Origin of the sequence: Shewanella sp. Isolate7, from assembly GCF_022398425.1 — a bacterium.
GTDB lineage: Bacteria > Pseudomonadota > Gammaproteobacteria > Enterobacterales > Shewanellaceae > Shewanella.
This window is the reverse complement of the sequence record NZ_JAKEVJ010000106.1, coordinates 1-11,918: the sequence shown is the minus strand read 5'-3', so window position 1 is coordinate 11,918 and position 11,918 is coordinate 1. Positions and strand designations below refer to the sequence as shown.

General features: G+C 49.7%; 12 protein-coding genes and 1 rRNA gene. 6 read left to right on the top strand and 7 right to left on the bottom strand.

From position 1 onward, the window contains the following. Positions 1-402: 402 nt before the first annotated feature. The 6 genes from L1D47_RS19060 to ccmA all read right to left on the bottom strand — a co-directional run bounded on the left by L1D47_RS19060 (position 403) and on the right by ccmA (position 3,596). Positions 403-690, bottom strand: coding sequence for a hypothetical protein (locus L1D47_RS19060; protein WP_239886401.1), 288 nt, complete (start codon positions 688-690; stop codon positions 403-405). A gap of 127 nt (positions 691-817) precedes the next feature. Next, the gene (gene ccmE / locus L1D47_RS19055) at positions 818-1,303 is read right to left on the bottom strand and encodes a cytochrome c maturation protein CcmE (RefSeq protein WP_041510730.1); all 486 of its coding nucleotides are present in this window, start codon (positions 1,301-1,303) and stop codon (positions 818-820) included. Beyond that, positions 1,300-1,500: a heme exporter protein CcmD gene (ccmD, locus tag L1D47_RS19050; RefSeq protein ID WP_041510729.1), complete on the bottom strand. Its 201-nt coding sequence runs from the start codon at positions 1,498-1,500 to the stop codon at positions 1,300-1,302. Before ccmD ends, ccmE begins: the two co-directional genes overlap by 4 nt. Further along, positions 1,500-2,246: a heme ABC transporter permease gene (locus L1D47_RS19045; RefSeq protein ID WP_041510728.1), complete on the bottom strand. Its 747-nt coding sequence runs from the start codon at positions 2,244-2,246 to the stop codon at positions 1,500-1,502. Before L1D47_RS19045 ends, ccmD begins: the two co-directional genes overlap by 1 nt. Before the next feature lies 1 nt (position 2,247). Continuing rightward, a complete protein-coding gene (ccmB, locus tag L1D47_RS19040; RefSeq protein WP_041510727.1) occupies positions 2,248-2,934 on the bottom strand; it encodes a heme exporter protein CcmB in 687 nt (228 codons plus the stop codon). Positions 2,935-2,945: 11 nt separating this feature from the next. Beyond that, positions 2,946-3,596 carry a cytochrome c biogenesis heme-transporting ATPase CcmA gene (gene ccmA / locus L1D47_RS19035; protein ID WP_160798914.1) on the bottom strand — a complete coding sequence of 217 codons (651 nt, stop codon included), beginning with the start codon at positions 3,594-3,596 and terminating at the stop codon, positions 2,946-2,948. A gap of 332 nt (positions 3,597-3,928) precedes the next feature. Here ccmA and L1D47_RS19030 point away from each other — a divergent pair, with 332 nt between their 5' ends. Next, positions 3,929-4,222, top strand: a complete 294-nt coding sequence (locus L1D47_RS19030) for a c-type cytochrome (protein WP_041510725.1) — start codon at positions 3,929-3,931, stop codon at positions 4,220-4,222. Between the two features lie 152 nt (positions 4,223-4,374). Here the strand turns inward: L1D47_RS19030 and ccmI are convergent, their stop codons facing one another. Then, positions 4,375-5,622 (bottom strand): c-type cytochrome biogenesis protein CcmI, encoded by a 1,248-nt coding sequence (ccmI, locus tag L1D47_RS19025; RefSeq protein ID WP_239886400.1) that lies wholly within the window; start codon positions 5,620-5,622, stop codon positions 4,375-4,377. 412 nt (positions 5,623-6,034) lie between these two features. Between ccmI and nrfE the strand changes: the two genes are divergently transcribed. From nrfE to L1D47_RS19000, 5 genes are all read left to right on the top strand, one after another. Continuing rightward, positions 6,035-8,011, top strand: coding sequence for a heme lyase NrfEFG subunit NrfE (gene nrfE / locus L1D47_RS19020; RefSeq protein ID WP_239854149.1), 1,977 nt, complete (start codon positions 6,035-6,037; stop codon positions 8,009-8,011). A gap of 17 nt (positions 8,012-8,028) precedes the next feature. Next, positions 8,029-8,586, top strand: a complete 558-nt coding sequence (locus tag L1D47_RS19015; protein WP_041510722.1) for a DsbE family thiol:disulfide interchange protein — start codon at positions 8,029-8,031, stop codon at positions 8,584-8,586. Further along, the gene (nrfF, locus tag L1D47_RS19010) at positions 8,586-9,065 is read left to right on the top strand and encodes a heme lyase NrfEFG subunit NrfF (RefSeq protein ID WP_239854147.1); all 480 of its coding nucleotides are present in this window, start codon (positions 8,586-8,588) and stop codon (positions 9,063-9,065) included. The genes L1D47_RS19015 and nrfF overlap by 1 nt, the downstream gene beginning before the upstream one ends. Continuing rightward, positions 9,062-9,649: a TlpA disulfide reductase family protein gene (locus L1D47_RS19005; RefSeq protein WP_041510720.1), complete on the top strand. Its 588-nt coding sequence runs from the start codon at positions 9,062-9,064 to the stop codon at positions 9,647-9,649. Before nrfF ends, L1D47_RS19005 begins: the two co-directional genes overlap by 4 nt. 509 nt (positions 9,650-10,158) lie before the next feature. Further along, a 16S ribosomal RNA gene (locus L1D47_RS19000) occupies positions 10,159-11,703 on the top strand. Positions 11,704-11,918: the final 215 nt, after the last annotated feature.

The window sequence follows — 11,918 nt, the reverse complement described above, 5'->3', positions numbered from 1 at the left end:
GGGCTGACGAAAAATGACTCACAGTTAGCCATGCTATTCACCTTGGCGAACCTGTTTAAAGTAGACCAGATGTTACGACGACAGCCAAGATCTGTCTGAAATCCGGGAACAGCCTGGAATTAGGTCGAAATTCGGCGTAAAACGGCAGTATGTTGGCCAAAATTGAACACTTAGCGTTCAAAAATCAGGCGGGCCGCTCAAAACCTCGCTCGATACCTAAATTGCAGGACTTGTTCGCAGTTTCCCTAGCTTGATGTTATTGTAAATAGCTATTGGTGTTTTTATTGCGAGTCGAGTCATTACAAAAAGTGTGAAAGTTAAGCTCGATATTGCTCATTTTTCTCAAATTAGAGTGATAATAAGTAAATTACGGGCGTAAAGTCTATTAGGTTGTTATTAAAGTTAATTCACGCTATTGGTCACAATTTGGTTGTAACAGTAGGGTGCCTTATGGCGTTTAACCGCATCCCAGGCTTCTTCAGCGCGTTTGACATAGGTGTCGCGAGGTAGTCGCTTGGAGTCGAGGTAGATCTCCGTCAACTCGCTGGGCTCACTGAGGTTTTCTATTACTGCTCGACGATAGTCCTGCACCCAGGGGTAGCCTTCATGATAGCTGTGAATGAACATCAGCTTGCTGGCCGATACGGGCAGGCAGACCCAGAATAGCAAGAGACAGGCAAGTATGCGCATGGACGGGATTCCCTAAATTATTTCGCCCCAAAGTCTTTTACATAGTTATAGACGATTTTGCGCCAACGTAGAAAACAGGCAATAAAAAAGGCCTCAAAAGAGGCCTTTAGGTATTCGATGTCTGGTTTTAGTAACCGGATTTCTGTGTTGAGTTGTAATCGAGTTTCTCATGGGTCTGACCCATGGCTTCGGCAACTTCTGGTGGCATGTAGTTTTCGTCATGCTTAGCCAAGACTTCAGTTGCTTCTAACTTACCACCTTCAATCAACACACCCTGAGCAACGATACCCTGGCCTTCACGGAAGAGGTCAGGCAGTAGATCGTCGTAGGTCACCATGACCTCGCCACCGGCGGCATCGTGTACGGCGAACTCGACGTGCAGGCTATCGGGATCGCGCACCAGGGAACCTACGGTAACCATGCCACCGACACGGATACGTTGGCCGATTTCAGGTTTAACACCTGTGTCTTTCTTACCGTGAACGATTTCTGTTGGGGTATAGAAAAGGTTCAAGTTCGAGTTGAGCGCATAGAGTAGCAAGGACGCGATGGCGGCGACGCCACCAATTAGGGCGGTTGCTAAGGCGAGTCTTTTCTTACGTCTGGCGTTCACTGTTCTTTACTCCGGTTGGCTTTGAGGCGTTCTTCGCGTTGCATCTTCTTCGATATCTCGGTGAGGATCTTGCGCTTCTGGCGCAGGCTCACCACGATCAAGGTGCCTAGTGCGAAGGCGGTTATGCCGTAAGATAGCCACACATAAAAGGCGTAGCCACCCATGTTAAAAAATTCTGCTAATGAATCGAACTGCATTATTTGACTCCTTCAGCTTGCGCGAGTTCCCTCACCCAGGGACGCATACCGTTTCTGGCAAGGATCTCGGCTCTGAAACGAATAAGCGTGATAGCACCTATCATCAGGCCGAAACCGAAGATGTTGATCAACAGTGGATATAACATCTCAGGCGCCATAGATGACTTTTCGGTAATCTTAATGGTGGCTGGCTGGTGTAGCGAGTTCCACCATTCTACCGAGTACTTGATGATAGGAATGTTAATCACACCCACGATAGCCAGAATACCTGCGGCGCGAGCGGCGAGTACCTTATCCTCAAACGAGGCGTATAGAGAGATGACGCCCAGGTAGAGGAATAGTAGTACCAGTTCTGAGGTCAGGCGAGCATCCCATACCCACCAAGTGCCCCACATAGGCTTACCCCAGGCGGCACCCGTGATAAGTGCTATAAAGGTGACGACGGCGCCAATGGGCGCGATGGCAGCAGCGGCCCAGTCGGCTGACTTGATCTGCCATACCAGTCCGATGAAGGCCGAGGTGGCCATGGCCATGTATGCAGACATCGACATAGAAGCTGCGGGTACGTGGATGAAGATGATGCGGTAACTGTCACCCTGTTGGTAATCTACCGGTGCAAACAACAGACCCCAGATTGAACCCACACCAATAAACCCGATTGCAAGGGTCGCAAACCAAGGCAATAGCCTGCCGGATAGGTTATAGGCTTTTTGAGGGTCTGCGTAAGAATGTAGCCATTTCCACATATTAGTTAGTACTCACTCTTAGTGAGGCACCAATTGCAAAAGGTGCCAATATTAACGAACCGACCAGCATAGCGCCTATGATAGCGAGATGGCCGCTGTAGGGTAGATTTAGACCAGCGGCGTCGATGGCGCTGGTTGCGAAAATTAGAACCGGTATATAGAGCGGCAGGATCAACAGACTCAGCAGAACGCCGCCTTTACGCAGACCCACGGTCAGTGCGACACCAATAGCACCCAGTAAACTCAGTACCGGGGTGCCCAGTGCGAGAGTCGCCATCAGTGCGCCATAGCTGTTGGCTTCCAGATGCAGCAGCACGGCCAGCAGCGGAGCAACCAAGATCAATGGCACACCCGTCAATAACCAGTGGGCCAGCACCTTGGCCAATACCATGAGTGACAACGGCTGTGGGCTAAGCAGCATCTGTTCCAGGCTGCCATCGGCAAAGTCTGCCTTAAACAGACGCTCGAGCGACAGCATAGAGGCTAACAGGGCGGCTACCCAGATGATGCCTGGTGCCACGCGAGTCAGTACCTGTGGCTCAGGGCCAATACCTAACGGGAAGAGGGTGACGACCAGGATAAAAAACAGTAAGGGGTTAAAGATGTCACCCTTGTGACGAATCGCAATCTTTAGATCGCGCTTAAGTAGGGTGAAAAACGCTTGGGTGAAACTGATACCTTTATTCATTCACTGCACCTTTAAATAAAGCGGTAATCGAGGCGAATCTTACGGAGAATATCGTCACCGATAATGCTCATGTCCTGGTGGGTAGTCATGATGACACAGCCGCCGTTTTGAGCATGTTGTAAAAATAGGTGTTCCAATTCTTCGACGCCTTTCTTATCGATTGCAGTAAATGGTTCGTCCAGTAGCCAGACCTTACAGTTGGTATGCCAGAGTCTGGCTAAGGCGGTACGACGATGCTGACCCGCCGACAAATGGCCGGCCAAGGCTTCTTCAAATCCAGACAGGTTTACCTTGGCGAGGATCTGGTTGGTTTCGAAATCATCATACCCGCTGATTCTTAAATTGAAGTTAAGATTCTCTTCGGCGGTTAACTCGCTCTTTACACCTGCAAGGTGGCCCAGATACAAAAGATCGTCATTGTATTCGTCGCGGCAGCGAGTAATGTCGGTGCCTTTGTACTTGGCCTCACCCGCATAGGGGCGTGACAGGCCGGCAAGGATCCTCAGTAGGCTGGTTTTACCCGCACCATTGGGGCCTTCGATTTGAACGATCTCACCTGCTTGGATATCAAAGCTCAGCTCGTCGAAGAGAATTCGCTCTTCGCGGATACAAGTCAAGTTATCGGCTGATACCAGTGTTGTTGCTGTTTTTTCTTCTACCACTGAACCCTCTATCTCAAGCCTGATGTAAACATAAGCGATATTAACATAATCCCTTTGAGGGGTTTAGTCTTGCTCTCTGATTAGTGTCAGCAATTTGATATGCTTCCAAAAAGTAAAACCTTTTCCTCATCAAGATTGAACTTTTTCAACAATTGCTAATGTATCAGGTAACACGGGCACCTATAACATGTTGAGCTGTCAAATTCTGATATTAATCACAAAAAGGTGAGATTTATTGAAGTTTGATGTATCCTAGTGCCGCTATATAATAAGTCAGCCCCAGTTTAGGGTGGCATAGAGCTCTGTTAATATTTGCATTAGGAACATTGAACATGAAAAAACTGTTAGCATTGTCTGCAGTGGCTGCATTGACCTTGTCTGCAAACACTTTTGCACAGGAAGGTGAAGCTGTATATAACAAGGCATGCCATGTATGCCACAGTATGGGTGTCGCCGGTGCACCTAAAGCTCATGATGCAGCTGCATGGGAGCCTCGTTTAGCGAAAGGCCTAGACGCACTAGTAGGTAGTGTTAAGACTGGTCTGAACGCTATGCCACCAGGTGGTATGTGCACAGATTGTACCGACGAAGATTACAAGAACGCTATCGAGTTCATGTCTAAGTAATTTGACTTCGTTGATAAAAGCCGACCTTGTGGTCGGTTTTTTTATGCATGCTTCTCGGTAGGTCGCATTAAAAAGTGATGCTTGAAATAAAGCAGGGGAGCAATAAAAAAGCCGGCTAAATGCCGGCTTTTCTGTTCATGACTGAACCAGGATTATTGTACCAGGGTATCAATCACCAGCTTGGCGGTTGCGCCCACATCCATAGATTCCAGACGACCCTGCAGATCGCCAGGTTGTGCCTTAACCGACCCATGTTTAGAAAGCACGGCGATCACCTCAACCTGCTTGGCGTCGCTCAGCTTGATATCGCCACCCATGCCAGTGCTGTCATCTAAGGTGATAGATACAGGCAGTGATTTTGCAGATACCTTAGTTGCCGCTAGCGGAACCTTAGGGCCCTGGGTGTTACGGGCAAAGATAAATAGCATGTCGCTACTGCTGACATTCTCTGCCAGCTCAGGTGCGATAGAGACATCTATGGTAACTGTCTTACCTGTAGTGGCGGCCTGCTGATGTGTCGCGTCGTTAGGCATCTCGCCGGTCTCTGCCTGCATTCTCATCTTGGCGCTCTCGATGGCGTTGATGATCGCGCTGCGATCCACATCGCTTCTGTCGCTGTCGAGAATGATCTGCCAAGCATCGATGGCCTTCTTATATTGGGCGCTGAAGAAGGCATCCATACCGACGAGGAGTAGGGTAGATGGGTCTTCAGGATCTGAAGCCAGTGACTGGTCGATAATAGCCTGTACCGCAGGAGTGATTCTCTGGTTTGCCTTGTAGTACATGGCCGTCGCCTTAGGCCCAAGCAGTTCGGCGTGGGTACCTACTAGCTCCATCGCCTTGTCGAATGCTTTTACCGCATCGTCATAACGGTTGGCGCTGATATAGGCATGGCCCAAGCTAAATAGTAGTTGGCTGTTTTCCGGCTCGGCCTGCAGCTGTGATTCCATCATCTGAATGCGCTGCGTCATGATCTGGGCGGCATCCATACCTGCGTGTGGGTTGTCGGGCACGGCCTTGTCCAGGTTGGCATAGGCGCCTAGGTTGGCATAGAAGTAGCCTGAAACGCCTATGACGACGACAGACATCAGGGTTGGCCAGAGCAGGCTCTTAGGCTTTATCTGACCGACCAAGGATTCATCTTCGCCCTGCTTCATGTCCTGTAGCAAACTGATCTCGAGCTCTTTCTTTAGCGCGTTAAACTCATCTTGATCCAGCAGCTCATCCTCGAGTTCCTTCTCTAGCGTCGCCAGGCGATTGTCAAAGAGTTCGAGGTTGGTGGCCCTACGCACACCGGCTTCTTCGGCCTTTAACATCTTTTGCTGGCGGAAGTGTGGAAACCAAATCAGCACTAGGCTGACTAATACAAAAAGCGCAATAAAAATCCAGAGTGTGGTCATTATTTCTTTTTCACATTAGTTGCAGGAATGCGGGGGATGCCGCGCGATATAGGGATCAGATTATACGTAAAGATTATTCATTGAACAGTAATATAAGGGATTCAAGCCGTTAAATACTGATACTTTTGCACTGGTTCACAGTTCGATTCTATTTTCAAAAATTGGCTGAAACTTAAGTTTCAAACAAGGGTCAGAGCATAAAATCTGTCAGTTTATAACAATTGTAACCCTGCGTTTCTGTTCGCAAGAATGAGACAGGTCACCCAGAATTGTGCGAAAGAGGCAGACAGATACAATAGCAAATACTAAAATGACTCAAATTTTGTACCTTGAGTAGTGTGAATTGCAAACTCTGGTGAATTAGGAGAGGCTAATGCTTCGACTAGTTCTCATATAGGACTGAGGAAACCCCATGATCCCTGAATTAGGTCACTTTTCGTTGATAATAGGATTGGCATTTGCCTTTCTATTGGCCAGCGTTCCCTTAATCGGTGTTGCTCGCAAAGATCAATATCTGGTGCGTTATGCCTGGCCGTTGAGTTACGGCATGTTTTTCTTTATCGCTCTTTCTGTCATCGTCCTAGGTTATAGTTTTGCCGTCGACGATTTCTCTGTCGCCTATGTTGCACACCACTCAAATTCTCAGCTGCCGATCTTCTTCAAGATAGCGGCGGTATGGGGTGGTCACGAAGGTTCATTGCTCTTCTGGGTATTCGCCTTATCTGTCTGGACCGCTGCGGTTGCCTTCTTTAGTAAGGGGCTCGAAGAGGTCTTCACCGCGCGTGTACTCTCTATTCTCGCCATGATAGTGATAGGCTTCTCTCTCTTCATGCTGCTGACATCGAGCCCATTCGAGCGTCTATTCCCAATCCCAATGGAGGGACGCGATCTTAACCCTATGCTGCAGGATGTTGGATTGATATTCCATCCACCTATGTTGTACCTGGGTTATGTTGGTTTCTCGGTGAGCTTTGCCTTCGCCATTGCCGCGCTCATGGGCGGACGTCTGGATTCAGCCTGGGCACGCTGGAGCCGTCCTTGGACACTGGCTGCCTGGATCTTCCTCACTGGCGGTATCTCTCTCGGTTCTTGGTGGGCGTATTACGAACTCGGCTGGGGTGGCTGGTGGTTCTGGGATCCCGTCGAGAACGCCTCATTCATGCCTTGGTTGATCGGTACCGCCTTGCTGCACTCAGTCATCGTGACCGAGAAGCGTGCAACCTTCCGTAACTGGACGGTATTGCTGTCTATCTTCGCATTCTCATTGAGTCTCTTGGGTACCTTTATCGTGCGCTCAGGGGTACTGACTTCGGTACATTCATTCGCGGCGGATCCAAGCCGTGGTATGTTCATTCTCTTGTTACTAGGCCTCGCCATCGGTGGCTCACTGACCCTGTTTGCCTTCCGTGCTAGCGATATGAAGAGCCCGGCGCGCTTCGAGCTGATGTCAAAAGAGACCATGCTCTTGGTCGGTAACATCTTGCTTACCGTAGCCTGTGGTACTGTATTGCTGGGTACGCTTTACCCGCTGCTGATCGATGCCCTGAACATGGGTAAGATCTCTGTAGGCCCACCATACTTCAACGCGGTATTCGTACCGATCGCACTCGTACTATTTGCCTTCATGGGCATAGGTCCTAGCATCCGCTGGAAGCGTGCCAAGGCCGGTGAACTTAAGGCTAAGCTGATGGTGCCTGCTATCGTCTCCGCCGTGATAGGTGTCGCGACACCTTTCCTTGTCGATGGCAAGTTTAATGCTTGGGTGATGTTTGGTATCGGTCTTGCGGTATGGGTGACGGTTTCAACCCTGCGCGCCGCCTACGACATCATGCAGTCTAAAGATGGCCTAAGCCTGGCGCGTATGGGGCGCAGCCAGTTAGGTATGATCATCGCGCACCTAGGTATCGCCGTCTCTGTGGTTGGTGCCACTATGGTCTCTAACTACTCGATCGAGAAGAGTGTTCGCATGGGCCCTGGCATTACCCAGGAGCTGGCGGGTTATAGCTTCCATTATATCGAGACCAAGAATGTTGTCGGCCCTAACTATACCGCCCAGCAGGGGCAGGTCGAAGTAACTAAAGATGGTGAGTTCATCACGCTGCTTAAGCCTGATCGTCGTCAGTACAACGTACGTACCATGGATATGACAGAGGCTGGTATCGATTGGGGACTGTTCCGCGATCTCTATATCACCATGGGCGATCCTATCAGCCGTACCGAGTTTGCCGTACGTCTGAACTATAAGCCATTCGTGCGTTGGTTATGGTTCGGAAGCATCTTTATGATGGTCGGTGGTCTGTTCGCGGCATCGGATAAGCGTTACCGCAGAGCCAAGGCGACCGAAAGCGCCGGCGAAAAAGCCAAACAAGCAAAATTAGCAACCGCATAACTTGAATTGGGGCAAGTATGAAGAAAAGGCTAGTACTCTTTATTCCTTTGATTTTGTTTTTGGTGATGGGAGTGTTCCTCTATAAGGGACTCTTCCTGAATCCACAGCAGCTGGACTCTGCATTAGAAGGAAAGCCGATACCGGCTTTCCAGCTGCAAAAGCTAGAAGATGCCAATGAGATCATTACCAATGAAAGCATCAAGGGGCAGGTCTCACTGCTGAACGTGTGGGCCACCTGGTGTCCTTCATGTAAGTATGAGCATCCCTATCTGATGCGTTTGGCCAGACAAAACATTTTGCCTATCTATGGCATCAACTATCGTGATGAGCGTGCGATGGCTATCCGTGAGCTTAGCCGCGAAGGGGATCCTTATACCAAGAACATCTTCGACCACGACGGACGTTTAGGTCTGGATCTCGGTGTTTACGGTGCCCCCGAGAGTTATCTGGTGGACCATAACGGTATCATTCGTTTCCGTTATGCCGGTCCTATCGATATGCGTGTCTGGAAAGAGACACTCTATCCTATGATTCAAGAGTTACAGGCACAGGCTAAAGCTGAGGGAGCATCTTAATGAAGACCTTAGTCGGGTTTATTACCGCATTACTGTTATCTTTCTCCCTGGTTGGCGCTGTGATGGCCACCCCGGTGGATACTTATGAGTTTAAGTCGGTAGATAACCAGAAGCGAGCGCTGGAACTGGCTCACTCGCTGCGTTGTCCTCAGTGTCAAAACCAGAACCTGATCGATTCCAACTCGCCAGTGGCGCAAGATCTGCGTCTCGAAGTTTATCAAATGGTCGATGCCGGTAAGGGTGACGATGAGATCATCGAGTTCATGACTAGCCGTTACGGTGAGTTCGTACTCTATAAGCCACGTATGGAAGCCAAGACTTACATACTATGGTTAGGTCCAATTGCCTTATTGCTGGTGGGCTTAGTGATCGGCTTTATCTTCGTTAGACAGCAGCGTATCAGCAATGCCGTCGACCAGGAGATCAGCGCCGAAGAGCAAGCCGAGTTGGATAGATTGCTCAAGCGAGACGATAAATGAAGTCAAAGTTAGCCACGGCGTTGCTATCGGCAACCCTTGCCTTAGGCGGATACGCCGCCAGTGTGCATGCCTATCCCGGTATGCAAAAGAAGCAGGGCGGTGAGGTGCAGTCGAGTGTCGATCTAATCAACGTGCTGCCAAAGGCCTATCCGATCGAGCCTGTGCCATTTAAAGATGCCCAGGGTAAGTCGATCGACTTTAGCCAGTATCGTGGCCAGGTGGTGATGGTGAACATGTGGGCCACCTGGTGTCCCCCATGTGTGCGTGAGCTGCCGGCTATCGATCGCTTCAAAGGCAAGTTCGATCCTAAACAGTTTCGCGTCCTGCCGATTTCGATCGATATGAACGGCAAGGAGAAGGTCGAACCCTTCTTGGCCTCTCTGGGTATGGATAAGTTCGAGACCTACTATGATCCTCAGCAGCAGCTGGGTGAGGTCTTCCCTCTAGATACGATTCCGGCGACCTTTATTCTCAATCAACAGGGCGAGTTGATCGCCTTCGTCAGAACTTTTGTTGATTGGGATGATGATAAGGCGGTGAAATTGATCGAGAGTTTTATTGCGTCAGAGGTCAAAAAACCGTAAAAGACGGCACTTTTGTCCGTAATTTAAACGAAAAAGATCGCTATTGCCTAAAAGAACGGCATGCGATCTTTTTTTTATAAAAAGCCCTTGCACAAAAGATTTGGCTCCCTATAATGCGCTCCCACTGACACGGCAAACGGCGCTACTTAGCGAAGCGAGTAGGCAAGCTGGTCGAGTCAAGGTAACAAGCGGTTCAAGTTTCTAAGCCGGTGGTTACAGCGCGATAGCGCAGTAATTAACCACTTAAAAATCTTTTGAAAAAAGCGCTTGACGCCGACAGGGAGAAGCGTAGAATACGCAGCCCTAGCCCGCTGGACTCCAGTATGAGGCGAACGTTCTTTAACAAGATAAAACAAGAAATCTGTGTGGACACTCACAGGTATTGAGTTAATCAAAAACGATTTAAATCTCAATGCAATTCTTTACTAGAGATAGTGAGAGTCCATAGCAATGAATCAGAATTCATTGAGTCGCTTCCTTTTGAATAAAGAGTGGAGCAGAAAAACTTTTAATTGAAGAGTTTGATCATGGCTCAGATTGAACGCTGGCGGCAGGCCTAACACATGCAAGTCGAGCGGTAACATTTCAAAAGCTTGCTTTTGAAGATGACGAGCGGCGGACGGGTGAGTAATGCCTAGGGAACTGCCCAGTCGAGGGGGATAACAGTTGGAAACGACTGCTAATACCGCATACGCCCTACGGGGGAAAGAAGGGGACCTTCGGGCCTTTCGCGATTGGATGTACCTAGGTGGGATTAGCTAGTAGGTGAGGTAATGGCTCACCTAGGCGACGATCCCTAGCTGTTCTGAGAGGATGATCAGCCACACTGGGACTGAGACACGGCCCAGACTCCTACGGGAGGCAGCAGTGGGGAATATTGCACAATGGGCGCAAGCCTGATGCAGCCATGCCGCGTGTGTGAAGAAGGCCTTCGGGTTGTAAAGCACTTTCAGCGAGGAGGAAAGGTTAACGGTTAATACCCGTTAGCTGTGACGTTACTCGCAGAAGAAGCACCGGCTAACTTCGTGCCAGCAGCCGCGGTAATACGAGGGGTGCAAGCGTTAATCGGAATTACTGGGCGTAAAGCGTACGCAGGCGGTTGATTAAGCGAGATGTGAAAGCCCCGGGCTTAACCTGGGAACTGCATTTCGAACTGGTCAACTAGAGTCTTGTAGAGGGGGGTAGAATTTCAGGTGTAGCGGTGAAATGCGTAGAGATCTGAAGGAATACCGGTGGCGAAGGCGGCCCCCTGGACAAAGACTGACGCTCAGGTACGAAAGCGTGGGGAGCAAACAGGATTAGATACCCTGGTAGTCCACGCCGTAAACGATGTCTACTCGGAATTTGGTGTCTTGAACACTGGGTTCTCAAGCTAACGCATTAAGTAGACCGCCTGGGGAGTACGGCCGCAAGGTTAAAACTCAAATGAATTGACGGGGGCCCGCACAAGCGGTGGAGCATGTGGTTTAATTCGATGCAACGCGAAGAACCTTACCTACTCTTGACATCCAGAGAACTTTYCAGAGATGRATTGGTGCCTTCGGGAACTCTGAGACAGGTGCTGCATGGCTGTCGTCAGCTCGTGTTGTGAAATGTTGGGTTAAGTCCCGCAACGAGCGCAACCCTTATCCTTACTTGCCAGCGGGTCATGCCGGGAACTTTAGGGAGACTGCCGGTGATAAACCGGAGGAAGGTGGGGACGACGTCAAGTCATCATGGCCCTTACGAGTAGGGCTACACACGTGCTACAATGGTCGGTACAGAGGGTTGCGAAGCCGCGAGGTGGAGCTAATCTCACAAAGCCGGTCGTAGTCCGGATTGGAGTCTGCAACTCGACTCCATGAAGTCGGAATCGCTAGTAATCGTAGATCAGAATGCTACGGTGAATACGTTCCCGGGCCTTGTACACACCGCCCGTCACACCATGGGAGTGGGCTGCACCAGAAGTAGATAGCTTAACCTTCGGGAGGGCGTTTACCACGGTGTGGTTCATGACTGGGGTGAAGTCGTAACAAGGTAGCCCTAGGGGAACCTGGGGCTGGATCACCTCCTTACCTATACGATGATTTRATACTTGGTCGAAAAATGCTCCTGCATTTTCGACATTCGGTACATCCGTGTACCTTTTGAGTGTTCACACAGATAACTTGTTCTTGTTAGAGCGAGTGGCACGTCCGAGCGGCGATGCTTGTTCTTTAAAAATTTGGAAAGCTGATAGTAATAACCGAGAGGTTATTGCGAAAATAATTGAGTTCTCAAAACACACTTT